The sequence below is a fragment of the Pseudomonas sp. HS6-2 genome, from assembly GCF_049325675.2.
In the GTDB taxonomy this organism is placed as follows: Bacteria; Pseudomonadota; Gammaproteobacteria; order Pseudomonadales; family Pseudomonadaceae; genus Aquipseudomonas; species Aquipseudomonas putida_N.
In genome coordinates this window covers 2495493-2516312 of the sequence record NZ_CM143906.1, presented here as the reverse complement: position 1 = coordinate 2516312, position 20820 = coordinate 2495493, and the positions used below count along the sequence as shown (strand labels likewise).

The following is a 20820-nucleotide window of genomic DNA, read 5'->3' as shown; positions in this document are numbered from 1 at the left end:
TTGGTAATTCCTACATTCAGCAGTGAACCTGCTTACAAAAATGCGGTCTGTCCCTGACGGTCAATTCACCGACCGGTTCGCCGGCTCCGTCGCTGATCTACAGTTACCGGGCCTATTTTTCCTGTTGCAGCGAAGACCCAAAATGCCTGAATCCCGCCCAGCCTCCCTTGCCCTCCCTGCCCTGCGCGGCAGCCTGCTCGCCGCCTTGGTGGCTCTTGCCGTCCCCGCGCATGCCGAAGAGCCGGCCAGCGATGCGCGCTGGGTCAGCGACAGTTTGAGCACCTATGTGCGCAGTGGCCCGACCGATGGCCACCGCATCGTCGGCACGCTCAAGTCCGGGCAGAAACTCACCCTGATCGGCAGCCAGGGCAACTACAGCCAGGTGCGTGGGCAAAATGGCGACCTGGTGTGGATCCTCACCAGCGACCTGCAGTCGGTACCGGGCCAGAACGAGCGCCTGCCGCAGCTCGACGCACAGGTGGCGGAGCTGTCCGGGCAGCTCAAGAACATCGATGACAGCTGGAAGAACCGCGTGCAGGGCATGCAGGAAACCCTCGACTCGCGCAAGAAGCTCATTGATGAACTGGAAGCCCGTAACCAGGCACTCAACGAACAGCTCGACCAGAGCCAATCGAGCCTGCGCGATACACAGGCACGCCTGGGCGACGAGAACAAGCAGGTGATGATGCGCTACATGGTGTACGGCGGCAGCATCGCCGGCGCTGGCCTGCTGGCGGGGCTGATCCTGCCGGCGCTGACCCGCGGCCGGAAGAAGAACGACCGCTGGTTCTGATGCTCGATCCGGTGGGGATTTCGTCTGGCTGAAAGCTGGCAGCCTGGATGGGTATGCCTGTGCCGGCTTCTTCACGTACGTCGCCGCGAAGAAGCCGTACAGCCATGTAACTATTTGCTGCGGGCCTTGTTGTAGATGGTCTTGGCTTGGTCAGCCGAGGCCTGGCATTGGGTATAGTCCCCCTTCGCCTGCGCGTCCTTGGCTGTTTTCAAGTGCTCTTTGTAGTCGTGTGCCATACCACCATGCAGCCCCGGGCCATCGGCTTTATGGATACTTTCCAGCTCACTGATCTTGGCCGCGCAGTTGCTTTTAGGGTCGGCATGGGCGGTAAAGCTCAACACTGAGGCAATCACCAGTAGAGGCACGAATTTCATGGATTTCATGGAGCGTTCTCCTGGGCAATCGGAATGATCATCGAGAGACAATGGCTCGACGCAGAAAAGAGCATAGTCGGCGCAGGCCCAGTGTGTCGGTTCAGATCAGCGGTCGAGCGCCCTCGGCAAACAGGAAGTCAATGAACGCCCGTACCCGCAATGGCATGTGTCGGGCCTGGGGGTAGATCAGCATGAAGGGACGCGAGGTGCCGCCGTATGCGCCCAATACCTCGACCAGCTCGCCACTCGCCAGCGCGTCCTGCACGGTGAAGCGGTAGGCCTGCATCAGGCCACCCCCATGGCGCACCAGTGTCGCGGTTGCCAGGAAGTCGCCCAGGCAGGTGAAGCCACCGTCGGTATCCATTTCAACCTCGCGGCCTTCGATGCGAAAACGCCATGGCGAACGGCGGCCGTTGCTGGCCAGTTCGAACTGAATGCACTCATGCCCGGCCAGGTCCTGCGGCACCTGCGGCGTACCCATGCGGGCCAGGTAGCCCGGGGTCGCCACCACCACCAATTCGGCATCCTCCAGACGCCGCGCCACCAGCCGCGAATCGGCTGGCTCGCGACCACGGATAGCGAGGTCGAAGGGCTCTTCGGCGAAGTCGACGTTGCGATTGCTGACATGCAAGTCTACCTGCACCTGTGGATAGCGCTGACGGAACGCCGGCAACAACGGCAGCAGACGGTGATGCGCATAAGGGGTGGGCGCGCTGATGCGCAGGCGGCCACTGGGCACGGCCTGGCCACCGGTGGCCTGGCGCTCCGCCTCGACCAACTGCCCGAGCGCCTGTCGACATTGCTGGTAATAGGCCTGGCCGGCGTCGGACAGGCGCATCTGCCGGGTGGTCCGTACGAACAGGCGCACGCCCAGGCGTTCCTCCAGACGCGCCACGCTGCGGCTCACCGCTGCCGGGGTGACACCGGCCTCGGCGGCCGCAGCAGTGAAACTGCCGGTATCGGCTGCCAGGCAGAACAACTCCAGGCTGCCCAGTTGCAAGTCGTCGAAGTAGCGGGTCATGGCGGCTCGATTAATTACATGGTGTATCGATTGAAGTGCCATCCGGCTCATTTTTCAAGCAGGCGTTGCGCCCTACAGTGATCTCCACCACGAGCCAACCGGCTCACTTTCGGAGAACGCAACCATGAGCACGCCAAGAACCGTCATCATCACCGGGGCCTCCAGCGGCCTGGGCTTCGCCCTCGCCGAGGCCTTCCTCGAGCGCGGCGACAACGTGGTCGGCAATGCCCGCAGCCAAGCGCGCCTGGAGCAGGCCGCCGCCCGCCTCGGTCACCCGCAGCGCTTCGCCGGCGTGGCCGGCGACATCGCCGAAGCCAAGACAGCCCAGCACCTGATCGCCACGGCACAGGCGACCTTCGGCGGCGTCGACATCCTGATCAACAACGCGGGGATTTTCATCCCCAAGCCCTTTACCGAGTACAGCGAGGCTGACGTCGACGCGCTGGTGGGCACCAACCTCAAGGGCTTTTTCTATCCGTCGCAGGCAGCGGCAAGGGTCATGGCTGCACAAGGCCACGGGCAGATCATCGCCATCACTGCCTCTATCGCCCTGCAGCCGGATACCCGCGTGCCGGCGCTATTGCCAGTGTTGGTCAAGGGCGGGCTCAACCAGGCGGTCAAAGGCCTGGCTCTGGAACTGGCCGCCAGCGGTGTGCAGGTCAATGCGGTGGCGCCGGGGATCATCGATACACCGCTGCACAGCGGCAACGTCGAAGGGCTTGGCGGGCTGTCACCAAGCGGTCGCACAGGCAAGCCGCAGGATGTGGTGGATGCCGTGCTGTACCTGACCGATGCGCGCTTCGTCAGCGGCGTCATCCTGCCCGTGGACGGTGGCAGCACCGCCGGCACCTGGCACTGAACCGAGGAGCGAACAGCCATGCCTTACGTTCATATCCGGGTGACCGATGAGGGGGTGACCCAGCAACACAAGCGCCAGCTGATCGAGGGCACCACGCAGTTGCTCGAACAGGTACTGGGCAAGCCACCGGCCAGTACCTTCGTGGTGATCGAGGAAGTGCCGACGGACAACTGGGGGGTTGGCGGCGAGACCGTGACGGCAGTTCGCCTGCGAGAGCGGGGCTGAACGCTGGGGCGCTTTGCTCCCCTTTGGCCGGCAAGCGCGGCTCCCACAGGTACCGCGTGGGCTTTGCTGCCCTTATTGCCGCAACCGCTCCAGCGCCTCAAGTACGAACCCGGTGGCCCGCTCCACCTGCCCCTCCCGGCAGGCAATTCCCAGCTGGCGCCACAACCCTGGCCGCAGCGGCCGGCGCGCAATGCGCCGGTCCAGTTCGGCGGCCTCACCTTCCTGCGGCAACAAGGTCGCGCCATAGCCGGCGCCCACCAGGCTCTTGATGGCATCGTTGTAGTTCAGTTCGATGCGCGGCTCGGGATACAAACCCGCCGCCGCGAACCACTCACCCGTCACCCGCGACAGCTGGGTGCTGTTGTCATTGAGGATCAACGCACGCTGCGCCAGCCAGCCGGGGGTGACCTTTGCCGGCGGCTGCCAGTCGGCCGGCACATACGCCAGGATCGGGTCACGCCGCCAGGGCGTGAGCCTGACGCCCTTGCCAGCCACCTGTGGCAGCGCTACCAGGCCGATATCCAGGTTGCCTTCGCGCAAGCGCGCCAGGGAAGCCTGGGAGGTCAGCACCTGAACCTGTACGTCGATGCCCGGGTGCGCCACCCGCAGGTGTTCGAGGGCCCTGGGCAGCAGATGGGCAATAGCCCCCGTCGAGGCGCCCAGGCGCACCCGCCCAGTCAGACCTTCGACCTGGCGACGCACCTCGTCCAGGGCCAGATCGGCATCGGCCAGCAAACGACGAGCGCGTGCCAGCAAGGTCTCGCCGATGCTCGTGGGGCGCACCTGGTTGCGGTTGCGGGTCAGCAGCGGCGCGCCGACCCGCGCTTCCAGCTCGGCCACGTGCAGGCTGATGGTGGGCGGCGCCAGGTTGAGCTGGCGGGCGGCTTCGGCAAAGGAGCCCAGGTCGGCAATCACTACCAGGGTGCGCAGGCGGTCGAGGCTGATTTCGCGCATGGGCGGCGATCCTTGATTCATCAAAACTGAATTTCAGCATCATGATATTCAAATTTTCTTTCTCAAGGCCACAGGCGAGCATAGGCCACCCCCTCCCCTGACCGGACTCCCGACCATGCACAAACCAGTTGTCTTCATCGACGGCGACCAAGGCACCACCGGCCTGCAGATCCACGCCCGCCTGCAAGGTCGCAACGACCTGCGCCTGCTGACCCTGCCCGAAGCCGAGCGCAAGGACCCACAGCGGCGCAGCGACGCCATCAACAGCGCCGACATCGCCTTGCTGTGCCTGCCCGACGACGCCGCCCGCGAGGCTGTTGCGGCCATCGAAAACCCGGCGGTACGGGTCATCGATGCCAGCTCCGCGCACCGCACCACGCCAGGTTGGGTCTACGGCCTGCCAGAACTGGATGGGCAACAAGCCGAGCGTATCGCCCAAGCCAAACGTGTCAGCAACCCTGGCTGCTACCCCACTGGCGCCATTGCCCTGCTGCGCCCGCTGGTCCAGGCCGGCCTGCTACCTGCCGACTACCCGCTGAGCATCCATGCCATCTCCGGCTATTCCGGCGGCGGCCGCGCAGCCGTCGAGCGGCATGAGACCCCGGGTGCTGAACACGCCCCGACCTTGCAGCTGTATGGCCTGGAACTGGCGCACAAGCACGTGCCGGAGATCCAGCTGCACGCTGGCCTGTCGGCACGGCCGATGTTCCTGCCGGGTTACGCGGCCTATCGCCAGGGCATCGTCCTGAGCATCCCGCTGCAACTGCGCCTGTTGCCTGGCCAGCCCGACGCGGAACAGTTGCAAGCTTGCCTGGAACAGCACTATCAGGGCGCCCGCCATGTGCAGGTGATGCCCCTGCACCAGCAAGGTCCGGCCACCCCGCTCGACCCTGAGGCGCTGAACGACAGCAACGACCTGCGCCTGGCGCTGTACGCCAACCCCGAGCACGGCCAGGTGGTGCTGACGGCGGTATTTGACAACCTCGGCAAGGGAGCCTCGGGCGCAGCGGTGCAGAACCTCGACCTGATGCTTGCCGCGATGCGCGGCTAAAAAGGGTTTAGACTGTGCACCCCGCGCCAACCCGGCGCGGTGAGCCAACCGCAGCCGGAGCCCGTCCACCGATGTTCATCCTGAGCCGCCTCGACAGCGTGCCGCCCGAGTCCTTCCAGAACCAGATCCGCGAGCTGGTGATCCACAACGTCGGCGACCTGAGCAGCGTCGCCATTCGTGCCGAAAACCCGCTCTATCCGCTGTACCAGTACGGTGTCGGCATGGAGGTGCACCAGTATCTGCAGGCCATTGACGGCACCCGTGGCCTGGCGGTGCAGTTGACCCTGGCTCTGGATGCCGACGCCCCAGACCAGTTGCTCGGTTTCGCCTTGACCTTGCCGGCCCAGGACAACCCCCAGGCCTGCGCCCTGGCGTTTCTGGCCGTGGCGCCCAGCCACCGCCGCCAAGGCATTGCCCGTGCCCTGCTGGGTGATGCGCAGGCGCGCTATGCCAGCGTCGAGCTGAATGCCTTTGCCCATCAGGTGCCCTGGTTCGAAAGCATGGGCATGCAGGTGGTCGCCGCCAGCGGGCCGCAGGTGCTGATGAGCAGTACCGGCCAGGCCAGTGGTGCGCTGATCGGCCGGCTGGATATTGCGCCGATCTACCAGACTGCCGAGGTGCTGCAGATTCACACTTACCTGCTTAATCAGCAGGGTGAGGATGCCATGCTCGATGCCGAGCAGCAGCGGGATGAATGGCTGGATGATTTGACCGCCCAGGCGAAGGCCTGTGTGCGGGAGCGCAAGTCGGTGCATTGATCGTGCGGCCTCTTCGCGGGGCAAGCCCGCTCCTACAGGAACGCACCGTCCTGTAGGGGCGGGCTTGCCCCGCGAAGAGACAGAACTGGCCGGTCAGGCATGCACCCAACGCCGATGCAGCCCGCGAGCCAGGGCATCGAGCATGAACCCCAACACGCCGATCAGCAGCACCATCGCCATCAGCTCCGAGTACGCCAGGCGATCGCGGGTATCGAGAATGAAATACCCCAGCCCCGCACTCACCCCGAGCATCTCGCACGGCACCAGCACGATCCACAGGATGCCAATGGCCAGGCGCACACCGGTCAGTACATGGCCGATCACCCCAGGGAGGATCACCTTGCACAAGGTTTCCCAACGCGTGGCACTGAGGCTGCGGCTCAGCTGCAGCCAGCGCGGGTCGAGCTGGCGCACGCCAGCGGCGGTGTTGAGCAGGATCGGCCACAGCGCGGCGAAGGCCAGCAGGAAGTAGATCGGCTGGTCGCCTACGCCCATCAGCATTACCACCACCGGCATCCACGACAGTGGCGAGATCATCCGCAGGAACTGGAACGCTGGCGTGGTCGCCGCCTCCAGATGCCGGTAGCTGCCGACCAGCAGCCCCAGCGGCACGCCAATCAGCAGCGCCAGCAGCAGGCCAACCAGAATGCGCTTGAGGCTGACCCAGACATGCCCGTAGACCTCGCCCTGGCCGAGCAGCTCGACCAGGCTGGCCAGGGTCGCCTGGGGCGAGAAGCGCGCCGACAGGCCGTCGGCCTCGCCGAACAACCGCACCCCCAGCCACCACAGCAAGAGCAACCCCAGCAGGCCGGCCAAACCCAGGCCGGCATGGACGACGTGCTTGCGCATCAGACCGCGAACTCCTCGCTACGCTGGAAGTTCTCGGCGATGCCGAACACCGAAGGGCCACCGACTGCCGCAATGGCGTTGCGCACGAAGCGGTCGTCGACCAGGTCGCGGGCCGTTTGCGCTGGGTCCAGGCCGGCGAGGAAGCCGCTTTCGCCCTCGATCAGGGTGTGCTTCAGGCGCTTGACCAGTTCCTCGGTGTAGCTGGGGTATGGGTAGGGCTGGAAGTCGATGCGCTTTTCATCCCACTGTTGATGCTGGATCGCGCCACTGGCAATGTAGCTGGCGCGGTCTTCGGCGGCCGGGGCCAGTACCTTGGTCAGCACTGCCGGTTCATGCGGGGTGTACTTGTTGGGGCCCGCCTTGGACAGCAGCGCCGCTGCTTCGGCACGGTGCTCGCGGGTCCAGTGCTGGGCCTTGACGATGGCGTTGACCACCTTCTGCGACCATTCCGGACGGTTGTTCAGGTCGTGCTCGTGCATGAACACCACGCAGCAGGCGTGGTTGCGCCAGACATCGCCGGTAAAGCGCTGCACGCGGCCGACCTTGAGGTTCTCGGCCAGGGCGTTGAACGGTTCGGCAACGATGTAGCCGGCGATGCGCTTGCTCGCCAGGGCCGGCGGCATGTCCGAGGGCGGCAGCACCAGCAGGTTGACTTCGTTGGCCGCCAGCTGGGCATTGGAGGGCTTCGACACCGGGGTCAGGCCGTTGTCGTTGAGCATCTGCTGCAGCACCACGTTGTGGATCGAGTACCAGAACGGGATGGCCACGGTCTTGCCGCCCAGCTGCTTCATGTCGGTAATGTCCGGCGCCACGGTCAGGCCCGAACCGCCGACATGGTTCCAGGCCACCACCTTCGCCGGCACCTTGCTGCCATAACGTGCCCACACGGTCATCGGCGACAGCAGGTGAATGACGTTGACCTGGCCCGAGATGAACGCCTCGATCACCTGCGCCCAGCTACGCAGCAGCACCGGGCGCTCGGCCTTGATGCCTTCGGCTTCGAACAGGCCATTGTTGTGCGCCACCAGCAGCGGCGTGGCGTCGGTGATCGGCAGGTAGCCGATGCGCACCGGCGCGTCGGGTTCGGCGGCTGCGCGGGCCTGCAGGCTGGACAGCAATGGCATCGCCCCAGCGGCAGTGAGCATGGCGCTGAGCTTGAGGAAATCACGACGCGAAGTGGCGGAACAGCAGTCATCCATGCACATGTGCAGGCTCCGAAGGCAATGAGGTAGGGGAAGGTTCAGCCGTGCGGCTTGCCCGCCGAAGGGTTTTCAGGATCTCGATGCGCAGTGCGCCCAGCTCCTCGACCCGGTGCGTGCGCGGTTGCGCCAGGTCGATGTGCCATTGGCCAAGGATGTGCGCCGGGTGGTTGCCCAGTAGCAGCACTCGGTCGGACAACAACAGGGCTTCGTCGATATCGTGGGTAATCAGCACCGCCGCCGTGTTGTGGGTGGCAATCAGTTGCAGCAGCAATTGCTGCATGTCGGCGCGGGTCACTTCGTCGAGCGCACCGAACGGCTCGTCGAGCAGCAGTACTTCAGGCTGGCGCGCCAGGCAGCGGGCCAGTGCGGTGCGCTGGGCCATGCCACCGGATAACTGCGCCGGATACTGGTTGCGCGCATGGGCCAGGCCCACCGAGCTGATGGCATGGTCGATGCGCGCACGGCGCTCGGCTGCGGTCAGCTTGGGCTGGCGGGCGAAGTCCAGGCCGAAGGCAACGTTCTTTTCCAGGCTCAGCCAGGGCAGCAGGCTCGGGTCCTGGAAGGCCACTGCCAGGCGCGGATGGGGACCCTGCAATGGCTCGCCATGCAGGGTCACGCGGCCGCCACGTGGCTGCTGCAGGCCAGCCAGCACCCGCAGCAGGCTGGACTTGCCGACACCACTGGGGCCGAGGATGGTCACCACCTCGCCTGGCGCCAGTTGCAGGTCGAAGCGCGCCAGCACCTCCTGCCAGCCGCCCGCGCGCGGGTAGCCCAGGCTGATCTCGCGGGCTTCGAGTAACGCTTGGCTCATGCGCTGGCGGCCTGGCGATGCAGCTCGGCGCGCAGTTGCACCAGGCTTGGGGTGACGATCGGCACGAACGCCGACTCGCGCCAGCGGCGGGCGAAGCCGGCACCGAACTCATCCAGGTAGGCCTTGCCGCCGCTGGCCTGCAGCTCCAGCTGCACGGCATCGGCCGCACTTTCGGCAAGGGTGATGCGCAGTTTGAACAGCGCCGCCGGCTGGCCCTGGAAGCGCCCTTCGAGCAGGCCTTGCTTGAGCTCGGCCACGGTGTTTTCCAGGCGTTCCTTGAGCACCTGGCGGTGTTCTTCGAGGAACGACAGGCGCCCGTGCAGATGTTCGTGTACTTCGTGCAGCGAGCGCCGCGCCAGGCCGATGGCCATGCCGCACTGCAGGGCGAGAAACGCCGGGCGCACCTTGGGCAGGAATTCGCGGGCGTTTTCGTGCAGCAGCCAGTCGCGGCTCAATTCCACCTGATGGAACGCCAGCGCTGCCGTGTTGCTCGATTGCAGGCCCATCAGTTCCAGGTCGTCAGAACGCTCCAGGCCCTGGCTGTCGGAGGGAATCGCCATCACGAAAGGCGAGCCGCCGGCATCGTCCTCGATGGCCGCCGCCACGACGAAGCCGCTCTTGCGCAGGTTGGTCACCCAGTGCAGGCGGCCTTCCAGCGTCCAGCCCGCCGCCTCGGGGCGGCCACGCACCTGCAACGCCTCGATCCCGGAAAGGAACTTCATGGCGTTGGACAATCCGGTGGCACCGGCCAGCTCGCCAGTCAGCAGTCTGGGCAGCAAGCGCTCGCGCAAGGCCTGGTTGGGGCTTTGCAGCAGGTACTCGATGAATGCGCGCTGGCCCCAGCAGACAAAGGCTGCGGCCAGCGAGCGGCTGGCGATGGCGGCGATGGCTTCGACCGCATGGGTGACCGCGCCCCCGCTGCCACCCAGTGCCGGGGCGACGCCTACGCGCAGCAGTTGCGATTCGGCGATGTGCGCCAGCACCAGCTGCGGGTCGCATTGGCCCTGGTCGATTGCCTCGGCATTGGCATCCAGCCATTGACGAAATGCAGCATCAAGCATGTCCCTACTCCTTTTGAAATCGCAGGCGCCACCAGCGCCAGGCGTCAATTACGCAGTTGGCTGCCAGCGGTACTTGCTCAGCTCGTCGTTGAGCGGCGTCTGGGCGAACACATTAGCAAAGTTGCACAGGGTTGCGAGACTCACGCCAAGAATCACTTCCAGGGCGTTGCCCTCGGTGAAACCGGCTGCGCGGAAGGCCTGGTAGGTGGCGTCGCTGACATTGCCGCGGGTGGCTATGACTTCACGGGCGAATTCGGCCAGGGTCTCGTAGCGGGCATCCGGCAGTTCGCCACGGGCACGCAGGGCCTCGACCACCTCGGCGGGCAGCTTGGCCTTGTTCAGGGCCACGGCGGTATGGCCGGCGACGCAGAAGTCGCAACCGTGTTTGGTGGCGGCAATCAGTTGTACCACTTCACGCTCGGCCAGGGTCAGCTCGGATTTGCCGTTCAGGGCCGAGACAGTGACGTAGGTTTCCAGCGCTGCCGGGGCGTTGGCCAGCACGCCGAGCAGGTTGGGAATGAAGCCGGAGTTCTTCTGGGCGTTTTCGAGGAATGGGCGGGCCGCTTCCGGGGCGCTCTGCAGAGTGTGTAGAGTAATGCGGGAGGACATGGAGTGGTCTCCTTTTGATGTGTGTCGCTACAGTCTGTTGGTTATAAGAATTACCCTCCATATTCATCAGTCGCCTTTCCTTGCTCCTGAGTCTTTGCATTAGATGATTTCATCCAGCCATCTTGTCGATTGGTTATTAGAAGGCCTCGAACTCGACGCGAGCCTGTTCCATGTCGGCCGCTATTGCGGCGGCTGGCATGCCAGCACCCAAGGCATGGGCCGTGCCAGCTTTCACCTGGTGGTGCAAGGGCATTGCTGGTTGCACCTCGATGGCCACGCCGAGGCCGTGCGCCTGGCGGCCGGCGATGCCGTGTTCCTGCTGCGCGACCTGAGCTATCGGCTATCCAGCGACCAGGACCCGATCACAGCCTGCGACCAGCCACGCCAGCAGATGCAGGCGCTGGATGCGACGGCGAACGATGGGGTGGGCCTGGTATGCGGGTTTTTCGACTTCCGCGCCGGGTTGTCGTCATTGATCGTCGAGGGGCTAGCCGACTGGATCGTGCTGCGCGCCGATGAGCCGGCCGGCCATGCGGCGCGGGCGTTGTTCGGGCTGATTCTGGAGGAGTGCCAGCGCTCGCCCTCGCAAATCATGCTGGAGCGCCTGACCCAACTGCTGTTTCTGTATGTGCTACGCCAGCAGGTGCACGGGGGGCAATCGCTGGGCGGACTGGTCGCCCTCGCCCGCCAGCCGGCATTTGCCGGGTTGCTGGAGCAGTTGATCGAGCAGCCTGGGCAGGCCTGGACGCTGGAGAGCATGGCGGCCTGCACCGGGTTGTCGCGCTCGGCGTTCTTCAAGCGCTTCAATGAGCTGGCCGGGCAGTCGCCGGGGCAAGTGCTGTTGGCGCTGCGCATGCGCCATGCGTGCCGGTTGCTGAAGGCGGGCAATACCGTGGAACAAGTGGCGGTGCAGGTGGGGTACCAGTCGGTGGCGGCCTTTACCCGGGCGTTTGCCAAGGCCATGGGGGTGCAGCCCGGGGCCTATCGGCGGCAACAGGCTGGAACATTCTGACCTGGTAGCGCGGAATCCCCCGCCGCTGCTGGTGATCCTTTGACTGCAAATTCCTGACAGATCCGTCAAAGAATGACGGATATTTCAGAAGATGTTGTTACATTGAATGCCTGGTCAATATTGATGGCAATATGGCATCATCGCAATCAAAAAAACATACAAGAGGGTGAGGCACACACTTAAATCTGCAGCGCATCGAGAGCCTGGCGCCATTCCCTGGTGGCCCGGCCATCCGACCATGCTCTTGACGCCTGCACGCCAACGTCAAGGAGCATTCCATGCAGTTACGGAATATGAAGATCGGCACCCGCGCTACCAGCGTTTTCGCCCTGCTGGGCGCATTGGTTCTGGCCATGGGCCTTATCACACTCTATGAAACCCGGCAGATGGACGCGGCCACGGACGAAATCCGTGTCACCTGGATGCCCGCCGTGGTTGCCCTCAGTGAAATCAGCACCAACCTCGGCCGTGCCCGCGCCCTCACCCTGCGCGCCGCGCTGGATGACAACACAAGCGAGCGTGCGCGCAACATCGACCTGCTCAAGGGCATCAACGAGCAGCTCGCAAATCGCCTCAAGGATTACGAGGACACCATCATCGCCGCTGATGACCGCACTCTGTTCAACACCTTCGAGGGTGCCCACCAGCAATACCTCGACCTGCAGTCACGGGTAGTGCAGGACATCGCTGCCGGTCGCATGGACGAGGCCAAGCAGCAGATCAGCGGCCCGCTCACCCAGTACGCCGATAGCATGATGAAGGCCATGGTCGCGCTCATTGCCTACAACGGCAAAGGTGCCGAGGATGCCTCGCAGCGCAGCAGCGATGTCGCCGACGAGGCTTTCACCGCCATCATCGTCTCGCTGGTGATCATCATGCTCGCCCTGGCTACCATCGCCACCGTACTCACCCGCAGTATCGTAGTACCGCTGGCCGATGCGGTCGCCGTGGCCGAGCGCGTGGCTACCGGCGACCTGACCCAGGACATCCGTGTCGTCGGCCGCGACGAACCGGCCCTGCTGCTGCGCGCCTTGAGCCGCATGCAGAACAGCCTGCGCGAGACCATCCGCAAGATCGCCGCCTCCTCCGACCAACTGGCCTCGGCTTCGGAAGAACTGCACACCGTCACCGAAGACACCAGCCGTGGCCTGCACCAGCAGAGCGCGGAAATCGACCAGGCCGCCACCGCCGTCAACCAGATGACCGCGGCGGTGGAAGAAGTGGCGAACAACGCGGTCAGCACGGCCGATGCCTCGAAAGGCGCCGACCAGAACACCCGCGATGGCCGTGATCAGGTCAACCAGGCCCTGGCCTCGATCCAGCATCTGGTCAATGACGTGACGGGCACCTCGACCGAGATCGAACAACTGGCCAGCAACGCCAACGAGATCAGCCGCGTGCTGGACGTGATCGGCGCGATTGCCGGGCAGACCAACCTGCTGGCGCTCAACGCGGCGATCGAAGCGGCTCGCGCTGGTGAGGCTGGTCGCGGCTTTGCCGTGGTGGCCGATGAGGTGCGCGCCCTCGCCCACCGGACCCAGCAGTCGACGGCAGAGATCGAGCAGATGATCGCCGGGATCCAGAACGGTACTGAACGGGCAGTGTCGGCGATGCACAGCAGCCGCAGCCGGGCCAACGGAACACTGGAAGTGGCGCAGGGTGCAGGTCAGGCGCTTGAGGTGATTGCCGAGGCGATCACTTCGATCAACCAGCGCAACCTGGTGATCGCCAGTGCCTCCGAGGAACAGGCGCAGGTGGCGCGGGAGGTGGATCGCAACCTGGTGAACATTCGTGACCTGGCGATGCAGACGTCGGCGGGGGCGAACCAGACCAGCGCAGCGGCACAGGACCTGTCGCGCCTTGCCGTGGACCTGAATGGCATGGTGGCGCAGTTCAAGGTTTGACCTGAAACAGCTGGGGCCGCTTTGCGGCCCATTCGCGGGACAAGCCCGCTCCTACAGGGTTTGCACAATGCCCAAGGCTTGCGCTGTACCTGTAGGAGCGGGCTTGTCCCGCGAATGGGCTGCAGCGCAGCCCCTGTCACAGCAACATCAATCCATCAGTCGTTGACGCTCAGCACCCGCCCCGCCCGCTCGGCAGCCTTGCCGCGCGTCGCCAGGCAGTAATACAGCGGCACCGTCACCAGCAAACCGAACAGCCAAGACAAGTCAGCCCCTTCGACAATGTTCGAATACGGCCCCACATACAGCGACGTGTTGGCAAACGGCAACTGCACCAGAATCCCGCAGGCATAGGCAATGATCGCGTGGTGATTGAAGCGGCCATAGATGCCGCCGTCAGCACGGAAGATCGACGCGATGTCGTACTGGCCCTTCTTGATCAGGTAGAAGTCGATCAGGTTGATCGATGCCCACGGCACCAGCACCAGCAACAGCGCCAGGATCAGGCCGATGAACTGGCCGATGAAGCCGGCCGACGCATTCAGCGCCACCATCCCGCAGCCCACCAGGATTACCGAGGCCAGGATCACCCGCACCTTGACGCTCGGTGTCCATTCGGCGATGAAGGTCTGGATCGCGGTGACGATCGACAGCACCGCACCATACAGATTGAGTGCGTTGTGGCTGATGATATTGAGCAGGAACAGTACCATCAGGATCGGGCCCAGCCAGCCGGTGGCCTGCTTGACCGCATCCATCGCGTCGGTGCCGTCCGGCACGCACAGCACCGCGATCGTGCCGAAGCTGAAGCACAGGATGGTGCCCAGCGTGGCGCCGAAATAGGTCGCCCAGAACGGCTTGGCAATGCCCACTTCGCGCGGCAGATAGCGCGAGTAGTCGGAGGTGTACGGCGAGAAGCTGATCTGCCAGATGATGCCCAGCGACACCGTGGCGATGAAGCCCGACAGGTTGAACGCGCCGCGGCTCAGGAAGTCGGCCGGCAGCTCCTGGACGAACATCATGATGAAGCCGGCCAGAAGTGCCGAACCCATCACCCAGGTACCGATGCGGTTGAGGATGTGGATGAAACGGTAGCCGATCACGCCGATGGCCGTCGCACTCAGGGCGCCGATCACGATCGCGCCCGGCATAGGCACGCTCGGGGCGATGCCGTGGATGGTCTTGCCCGCCAGGACGATGTTGGAAATGAAGAAGCCGACATAGATCAGCGCGGTGAAGAACACGATCAGCAAGGCGCCGTAGCGGCCGAACTGGCCACGACTCTGGACCATCTGTGGAATGCCCAGCTGCGGTCCCTGCGCAGAGGCCAGGGCGATGAACACGCCCCCGACAAGATGACCCAGCACGATTGCGATCAGCCCCCACAGCAGGTTCAGGTGGAATACCTGGACCACCATGGCACCGGTGACGATAGGCAGTGGCGCGATGTTGGTACTGAACCAGAGGGTGAACAGGTCGCGCGCCTTCCCATGGCGCTCGGCAGGTGGAACGTAATCGACCGTGTGATTCTCGACAAACTGGTGTTGCGATGACGGTTGGGACATAGGATTCAGCTCGAAAGGTCGTTTTTATCTTTGTAAGGAAACCGCATCTAGGCGGCCTCTCAGCTGCGGACCATATTATGGTATTCCAAACTTTTGACAACACTGCTCCGTAGGAAAAAACGCCCGCTGATCTGCTCGCACACCCCCTGCGACAAACCGCCTCACCGCTCAATCCCACGTTTTACGTGGCCTGTAGCCGTTCATCGTGAAAAACCAGGGCTGAAAATTCCGCTTGCAAAATAGGTATTACGGTATACCATCAGACACATCAACGATAAAAACCGCGGACCACCGCAGCCTTTTAGAGGTACACCAGATGATCGACGCAAGCATCTACAAGAACGTCCTGGGCTCGTTCCCGTCCGGCGTTACCGTCATCACCACCCTGGACGACGACGGCTCGGTCGTCGGCCTGACCGCCAGTGCGTTCTCCTCCCTGTCGATGGACCCGCCGCTGGTGCTGTTCTGCCCCAACTATACCTCCGACTCCTACCCTGTCCTGATCAAGAACAAGCGCTTTGCCATTCACCTGCTCTCCGGTGGGCAGCAGGCCGAAGCCTACGCGTTCGCCAAGAAGGGCAAGGACAAGGCCGCCGGCATCGAGTGGACCCTGAGCGAACTGGGCAACCCGATCCTGGCCGGCGCCATTGCCGTCATCGAATGCGAACTGTGGCGCGAATATGAAGGTGGCGACCACGCCATCATGGTCGGCAAGGTACAAAACCTGATCGTCCCTGAAGACGCACCACGACCAATGGTCTACTGCCGCGGCAAGATGGCCAGCCTGCCGGCCTTTGCCTGAAGCCTATTCTGAATCGAGACACCTGGCGCCTGCGCAGCCTGGCGACAGACACTTTCAAGCGTTGAGGAAAGCCCCATGAAATTTTCGTTGTTCGTGCACATGGAACGTTGGGATGAACAGGTCAGCCACCGCCAGCTGTTCGAAGACCTGACCGAACTGACCCTGATGGCCGAGCACGGCGGTTTCAGCACCGTGTGGATCGGCGAACACCACGCCATGGAATACACCATCTCGCCAAGCCCGATGCCGCTGCTGGCCTACCTGGCCGCGCGCACCGAGAAGATCCGCCTGGGTGCCGGCACCATCATCGCGCCGTTCTGGAACCCGATACGCGTTGCCGGCGAATGCGCCCTGCTCGACGTGATCAGCAATGGCCGCATGGAAGTGGGCCTGGCCCGCGGTGCCTACCAGTTCGAATTCGACCGCATGGCGGGTGGCATGCCGGCCACCGACGGTGGCAAGGCCCTGCGCGAAATGGTCCCGGTGGTGCGCAAGCTGTGGGAAGGCGACTACGCCCATGACGGCGAAGTCTACAAGTTCCCGACCTCCACCAGCGTACCGAAGCCGTTCAACGCCACCCCGCCGATGTGGATCGCCGCCCGCGACCCGGACTCGCACAACTTCGCCGTGGCCAACGGCTGCAATGTCATGGTCACCCCGTTGATGAAGGGCGACGAGGAAGTGCTGGACCTGAAGAACAAGTTCCAGGCCGCCCTCGACAACAACCCGGACGTGCCACGCCCGCAACTGATGGTACTGCGCCACACCCACGTGCACAGCCCGTCGGAGCCGGAAGGCTGGAAAATCGGCGCCCAGGCCATCTCGCGCTTCTACCGTACCTTCGATGCCTGGTTCGGCAACAAGACCACTCCGGTCAACGGCTTCCTCGAGCCGAGCCCCGAGTCGAAATTCGCCGAAGTGCCGGCGTTCCAGCTGGAGAACATCCGCAAGAACACCATGATCGGCACCCCGGAAGAGATCATCGCCCGTATCAAGTACTACCAGGAACTCGGCGTGGACGAGTTCAGCTTCTGGTGCGACAACAGCCTGCCCCACGCCGAGAAGAAGAAATCGCTCGAGCTGTTCATCAAGGAAGTGGTGCCGGCCTTCGCCTGAATTCCCATTGCCTGAGACATTGCGGGACGCGCCCGCTCCCGTGGGCCCCCGAAGCCCGCGTGAGCGGGCTTTTTTTAGCCTGTACCGGCCTCTTCGCGGGTAAACCCGCTCCCACAGGTGTGATGTAAACCTTGAAGGTTGAGCAGTCCCTGTAGGAGCGGGCTTGTCCCGCGAAGAGGCCAGTGCAGACACCCCTGAATTCAAGGGATCAGGCCACCTTTCGTCCCCCCGCAAGAGAAATTTCAAGCCACCTCTTGCACAACAAATATTATGGTATACCATCAGACAACAAGAGCTGATAACCCTCACCAGGAGCCACCCATGAGTTTCGAAATCCGCAAGATCGTCACCTACTCCGAAGAGACCCGCATCGAAGGCGGCAAGGCCACCGACAAGCCGGTGACCATGGTCGGCCTGGCCGTCGTGATCAAGAACCCATGGGCCGGTCGCGGTTTCGTTGAAGATCTCAAGCCGGAAATCCGCGCCAACTGCTCGGAGCTGGGTGCCCTGATGGTCGAGCGCCTGACCGCAGCCATCGGCGGTGCCGACAAGATCGAGGCCTACGGTAAGGCTGCAGTGGTCGGCGCCGATGGCGAAATCGAACACGCCTCGGCAGTGATCCACACCCTGCGCTTCGGCAACCACTACCGTGAAGCGGTACAGGCCAAGAGCTACCTGAGCTTCACCAACAAGCGCGGCGGCCCAGGCACCTCGATCCAGATCCCGATGATGCAGAAGGACGACGAAGGCCTGCGTTCGCACTACATCACCCTGGAAATGCAGATCGAAGACGCCCCGCGCGCCGATGAAATCGTCGTGGTCCTGGGCGCTGCCGACGGCGGCCGCCTGCACCCGCGCATCGGCAACCGCTACATCGACCTGGAAGAACTGGCTGCCGAAAAAGCCAACGCTCAATAACAACAACCAAGACGGGCCGGGGCGTGGCGTGCTTACCCGCCGCGCCCGACCTTCAAGGAGCGCCCTCCATGATTCAGCCTGTCGCTGAACGCACACCTGCCGGCACCAGCTACCTGTCCGTCGGCCAGGGCCAACCCGTGGTACTGATCCACGGCGTTGGTCTGAACAAGGAAATGTGGGGCGGGCAGATCGTTGGCCTGGCCAATGACTACCGCGTCATCACCTACGACATGCTCGGCCACGGCCAGAGCGCCTTGCCGGCTGCCGACACCGGGCTGGAAGGCTACGCCGCCCAGCTCGCCGAGCTGCTCGACCACCTGCAGGTTCAACAAGCCACCGTGATCGGCTTCTCCATGGGTGGCCTGGTCGCCCGTGCATTCGCCCTAAATTACCCGCAGCGTCTGGCGGCGCTGGTGGTACTCAACAGCGTGTTCAACCGCACCCCCGAGCAGAGTGCCGGCGTCATCGCCCGCGCCGCCCAGGCTGCGGAGCTCGGCCCCGACGCCAACGTCGACGCCGCCCTCGACCGCTGGTTCAGCCGTGAATACAAGGCTGCCAACCCGGCGCAGGTCGCCGCCATTCGCCAGGTATTGGCGAACAACGACCCGCAGGGCTACCACACTACCTATTCGCTGTTCGCCACCCAGGACATGTACCGCGCCAGTGACCTGGGCACCATCCAGGTGCCGACGCTGATCGCCACCGGCGAACTCGACTCGGGCTCCACCCCGGCCATGACCCGCCAGCTCGCTGCCAGCATTCCTGGTGCGCAAAGCGTGGTCCTCGCCGAGCAACGGCATATGATGCCCGTGGAAGCCCCGCGTGAAGTCAACAAGATGCTGCTGGACTTCCTCGCCCAAGCCCGCACCCTCACCGAATCCGCCAAGGGGATTGTTGCATGACCCTCGTTCGTTTCCAGATGTGCATCGACGGCCAGTGGCTCGATGCCCAGAGCGGCAAGACCTTCGACAGCCTCAACCCGGCCACCGCCCAGGCCTGGGCGCAGCTGCCCGACGCCGACGAAGCCGATGTCGAGCTGGCCGTACAGGCCGCCCAGCGTGCCTTCGACAGCAAGGCATGGCGCAGCATCACCGCCACCGCACGCGGCAAGCTGCTGCGTCGTCTGGGTGACCTGATCGCCGAGAACAAGGAACACCTGGCCCAGCTGGAAAGCCGTGACAACGGCAAGCTGATCCGCGAAACCCGCGGCCAGGTAGGCTACCTGCCGGAGTTCTTCCACTACACCGCGGGCCTGGCCGACAAGCTCGAAGGCGGCACCCTGCCCCTCGACAAGCCAGACCTGTTCGCCTACACCGTGCACGAGCCGATCGGCGTGGTCGCCGCGATCATCCCGTGGAACAGCCCGCTGTACCTGACCGCGATCAAGCTGGCCCCGGCCCTGGCTGCCGGCAACACCATCGTGATCAAGCCCTCCGAGCACGCCTCGGCAACCATCCTCGAGCTGGCCCGCCTGGCCCTGGAAGCCGGCTTCCCGGCGGGCGTGGTCAACGTGGTTACCGGCTACGGCCCAAGCACCGGCGCGGCGCTGACCCGCCACCCGCTGGTGCGCAAGATCGCCTTCACCGGCGGCGCCGCTACTGCCCGCCACGTGGTGCGCAGCAGTGCCGAGAACTTCGCCAAGCTGTCGCTGGAGCTGGGCGGCAAGTCGCCGAACATCATCTTCGCCGACGCCGATCTGGACAGCGCCATCAACGGCGCCGTGGCCGGCATCTATGCCGCCTCCGGGCAGAGCTGCGTGGCCGGCTCGCGCCTGCTGGTGCAGGACGAGATCTTCGACGAATTCGTCCAGCGCCTGATCGCCCGTGCCAAGCGCATCCGCATCGGCAACCCGCAGGACGACGCCAGCGAAATGGGCCCGATGGCCACCGCACAGCAGCTTGCCGTGGTCGAAGGCCTGGTCGCTGCGGCCAAGGCCGAAGGCGCCAAGCTGCACATGGGCGGCAAGCGTGCCGAGGTCGAGGGTGACGGCTGGTTCTACGAGCCGACCCTGTTCGAGTGCGACAGCAACTCGATGACCATCATGCAGGAAGAGGTGTTCGGCCCGGTCGCCGCAGTGATCCGCTTCAAGACCGAGGAAGAGGCCCTGGCCATCGCCAACGACTCGCAGTTCGGCCTTGCCGCCGGCATCTGGACCCGCGACCTGGGCCGTGCCCATCGCCTGGCCCGCGACGTGCGTTCGGGGATCATCTGGGTCAACACCTACCGCGCAGTGTCGGCCATGGCACCGATCGGCGGCTTCAAGAACAGCGGCTACGGCCGCGAGAGCGGCATCGATTCGGTGCTGGCCTATACCGAGCTGAAGACCGTGTGGATCAACCTGTCCACCGCGCCGATGCCCGACCCGTTTGTGATGCGCTAAGAGGTAGCACGAGATGATCGAACCTGGCATCTACAAAGACGTGATGGGCTCGTTCCCGTCCGGCGTCACCGTGGTCACCACCCTGGACGCCGACGGCGGCATCGTCGGCATCACCGCCAGCGCGTTCAGCGCGCTGTCGATCGAGCCGGCGCTGGTGCTGTTCTGCCCCAACTACGCATCGGACACCTACCCGATCCTGCGTGACAGCAAGCAGTTCGCCATTCACCTGCTGTCCGCCGACCAGACCGCCGAGGCCTATGCCTTCGCCGGCAAGGGCAAGGACAAGGCCAAGGGCGTCGAGTGGCAGCTCAGCGAGCTGGGCAACCCGCTACTGACCAAGGCCACGGCGATCATCGAGTGTGAACTGTGGCGCGAATACGACGGCGGCGACCACGCGATCATCGTCGGCGCGGTGAAGAACCTGGTGCTGCCGGCCGAGCCGGTGACGCCAATGGTCTACCACAAAGGCAAGCTGGGTGCCCTGCCACCCCTGGGCTGACTTTGAAGTCGGTGTTGGCTTGCCCCGCGAAGAAGCCACCACCGATGTCCCTGTTTTCCA

Annotated in this window: 22 protein-coding genes; 13 read left to right on the top strand and 9 right to left on the bottom strand. The window is 64.3% G+C overall.

Annotated features, from left to right (window positions below; all coding sequences use genetic code 11):
* The first annotated feature begins 142 nt into the window (after positions 1 to 142).
* A complete protein-coding gene (locus tag ACOKS3_RS11820; RefSeq protein ID WP_103446905.1) occupies positions 143 to 793 on the top strand; it encodes a TIGR04211 family SH3 domain-containing protein in 651 nt (216 codons plus the stop codon).
* Positions 794 to 903: 110 nt separating this feature from the next.
* Here ACOKS3_RS11820 and ACOKS3_RS11815 read toward each other — a convergent pair whose 3' ends face one another.
* Complete coding sequence (locus tag ACOKS3_RS11815) at positions 904 to 1176, bottom strand: hypothetical protein (RefSeq protein WP_422764191.1); 273 nt, start codon at positions 1174 to 1176, stop codon at positions 904 to 906.
* Positions 1177 to 1267: 91 nt separating this feature from the next.
* Positions 1268 to 2188 (bottom strand): LysR family transcriptional regulator, encoded by a 921-nt coding sequence (locus ACOKS3_RS11810; RefSeq protein ID WP_103446903.1) that lies wholly within the window; start codon positions 2186 to 2188, stop codon positions 1268 to 1270.
* 124 nt (positions 2189 to 2312) lie between these two features.
* Here ACOKS3_RS11810 and ACOKS3_RS11805 point away from each other — a divergent pair, with 124 nt between their 5' ends.
* Together ACOKS3_RS11805 and ACOKS3_RS11800 are read left to right on the top strand one after the other, a co-directional pair.
* Positions 2313 to 3047, top strand: coding sequence for an SDR family NAD(P)-dependent oxidoreductase (locus tag ACOKS3_RS11805; protein ID WP_103446902.1), 735 nt, complete (start codon positions 2313 to 2315; stop codon positions 3045 to 3047).
* Positions 3048 to 3065: 18 nt separating this feature from the next.
* A complete protein-coding gene (locus ACOKS3_RS11800; RefSeq protein WP_103446901.1) occupies positions 3066 to 3272 on the top strand; it encodes a tautomerase family protein in 207 nt (68 codons plus the stop codon).
* Positions 3273 to 3344: 72 nt separating this feature from the next.
* Here ACOKS3_RS11800 and ACOKS3_RS11795 read toward each other — a convergent pair whose 3' ends face one another.
* Positions 3345 to 4226: a LysR family transcriptional regulator gene (locus ACOKS3_RS11795; RefSeq protein WP_103446900.1), complete on the bottom strand. Its 882-nt coding sequence runs from the start codon at positions 4224 to 4226 to the stop codon at positions 3345 to 3347.
* Positions 4227 to 4341: 115 nt separating this feature from the next.
* On the opposite strand from ACOKS3_RS11795, the gene argC reads away from it, so the two are divergent.
* Both argC and ACOKS3_RS11785 read left to right on the top strand, forming a co-directional pair.
* Positions 4342 to 5277: an N-acetyl-gamma-glutamyl-phosphate reductase gene (argC, locus tag ACOKS3_RS11790; RefSeq protein ID WP_103446899.1), complete on the top strand. Its 936-nt coding sequence runs from the start codon at positions 4342 to 4344 to the stop codon at positions 5275 to 5277.
* Between the two features lie 71 nt (positions 5278 to 5348).
* On the top strand, positions 5349 to 6035 hold the full coding sequence (locus ACOKS3_RS11785; protein ID WP_103446898.1) for a GNAT family N-acetyltransferase: 687 nt from the start codon (positions 5349 to 5351) through the stop codon (positions 6033 to 6035).
* A gap of 93 nt (positions 6036 to 6128) precedes the next feature.
* On the opposite strand, the gene ACOKS3_RS11780 is transcribed toward ACOKS3_RS11785, so the two are convergent.
* Genes ACOKS3_RS11780 through ACOKS3_RS11760 form a run of 5 tightly spaced genes read right to left on the bottom strand, consistent with a single transcriptional unit; the run spans position 6129 to position 10567 of the window.
* Positions 6129 to 6884 (bottom strand): ABC transporter permease, encoded by a 756-nt coding sequence (locus ACOKS3_RS11780; protein WP_103446897.1) that lies wholly within the window; start codon positions 6882 to 6884, stop codon positions 6129 to 6131.
* On the bottom strand, positions 6884 to 8089 hold the full coding sequence (locus tag ACOKS3_RS11775; protein ID WP_103446896.1) for an ABC transporter substrate-binding protein: 1206 nt from the start codon (positions 8087 to 8089) through the stop codon (positions 6884 to 6886). Before ACOKS3_RS11775 ends, ACOKS3_RS11780 begins: the two co-directional genes overlap by 1 nt.
* On the bottom strand, positions 8076 to 8897 hold the full coding sequence (locus tag ACOKS3_RS11770) for an ABC transporter ATP-binding protein (RefSeq protein WP_103446895.1): 822 nt from the start codon (positions 8895 to 8897) through the stop codon (positions 8076 to 8078). The genes ACOKS3_RS11775 and ACOKS3_RS11770 overlap by 14 nt, the downstream gene beginning before the upstream one ends.
* Positions 8894 to 9958, bottom strand: a complete 1065-nt coding sequence (locus tag ACOKS3_RS11765; RefSeq protein ID WP_103446894.1) for an acyl-CoA dehydrogenase family protein — start codon at positions 9956 to 9958, stop codon at positions 8894 to 8896. The genes ACOKS3_RS11770 and ACOKS3_RS11765 overlap by 4 nt, the downstream gene beginning before the upstream one ends.
* A 48-nt stretch (positions 9959 to 10006) precedes the next feature.
* Entirely contained in the window at positions 10007 to 10567 is a 561-nt protein-coding gene (locus ACOKS3_RS11760; RefSeq protein ID WP_103446893.1) for a carboxymuconolactone decarboxylase family protein, read from the bottom strand.
* Positions 10568 to 10670: 103 nt separating this feature from the next.
* Here ACOKS3_RS11760 and ACOKS3_RS11755 point away from each other — a divergent pair, with 103 nt between their 5' ends.
* Together ACOKS3_RS11755 and ACOKS3_RS11750 are read left to right on the top strand one after the other, a co-directional pair.
* Positions 10671 to 11579: an AraC family transcriptional regulator gene (locus ACOKS3_RS11755; protein ID WP_103446892.1), complete on the top strand. Its 909-nt coding sequence runs from the start codon at positions 10671 to 10673 to the stop codon at positions 11577 to 11579.
* Positions 11580 to 11857: 278 nt separating this feature from the next.
* Positions 11858 to 13483: a methyl-accepting chemotaxis protein gene (locus tag ACOKS3_RS11750; RefSeq protein WP_103446891.1), complete on the top strand. Its 1626-nt coding sequence runs from the start codon at positions 11858 to 11860 to the stop codon at positions 13481 to 13483.
* 155 nt (positions 13484 to 13638) lie between these two features.
* Here ACOKS3_RS11750 and ACOKS3_RS11745 read toward each other — a convergent pair whose 3' ends face one another.
* Entirely contained in the window at positions 13639 to 15045 is a 1407-nt protein-coding gene (locus ACOKS3_RS11745) for a purine-cytosine permease family protein (RefSeq protein ID WP_103446890.1), read from the bottom strand.
* Positions 15046 to 15361: 316 nt separating this feature from the next.
* Here ACOKS3_RS11745 and ACOKS3_RS11740 point away from each other — a divergent pair, with 316 nt between their 5' ends.
* From ACOKS3_RS11740 to ACOKS3_RS11715, 6 genes are all read left to right on the top strand, one after another.
* Positions 15362 to 15847, top strand: coding sequence for a flavin reductase family protein (locus tag ACOKS3_RS11740; protein WP_422764192.1), 486 nt, complete (start codon positions 15362 to 15364; stop codon positions 15845 to 15847).
* 75 nt (positions 15848 to 15922) lie between these two features.
* Positions 15923 to 16963, top strand: coding sequence for an LLM class flavin-dependent oxidoreductase (locus tag ACOKS3_RS11735; RefSeq protein ID WP_027918587.1), 1041 nt, complete (start codon positions 15923 to 15925; stop codon positions 16961 to 16963).
* 321 nt (positions 16964 to 17284) lie between these two features.
* Positions 17285 to 17881 (top strand): amino acid synthesis family protein, encoded by a 597-nt coding sequence (locus ACOKS3_RS11730; RefSeq protein WP_003256068.1) that lies wholly within the window; start codon positions 17285 to 17287, stop codon positions 17879 to 17881.
* 68 nt (positions 17882 to 17949) lie between these two features.
* Positions 17950 to 18783 carry an alpha/beta fold hydrolase gene (locus tag ACOKS3_RS11725; protein WP_103446888.1) on the top strand — a complete coding sequence of 278 codons (834 nt, stop codon included), beginning with the start codon at positions 17950 to 17952 and terminating at the stop codon, positions 18781 to 18783.
* Positions 18780 to 20261 (top strand): aldehyde dehydrogenase, encoded by a 1482-nt coding sequence (locus ACOKS3_RS11720; protein WP_103446887.1) that lies wholly within the window; start codon positions 18780 to 18782, stop codon positions 20259 to 20261. Before ACOKS3_RS11725 ends, ACOKS3_RS11720 begins: the two co-directional genes overlap by 4 nt.
* A gap of 13 nt (positions 20262 to 20274) precedes the next feature.
* The gene (locus ACOKS3_RS11715; RefSeq protein WP_060513325.1) at positions 20275 to 20760 is read left to right on the top strand and encodes a flavin reductase family protein; all 486 of its coding nucleotides are present in this window, start codon (positions 20275 to 20277) and stop codon (positions 20758 to 20760) included.
* The last annotated feature ends 60 nt before the right edge of the window (positions 20761 to 20820 follow it).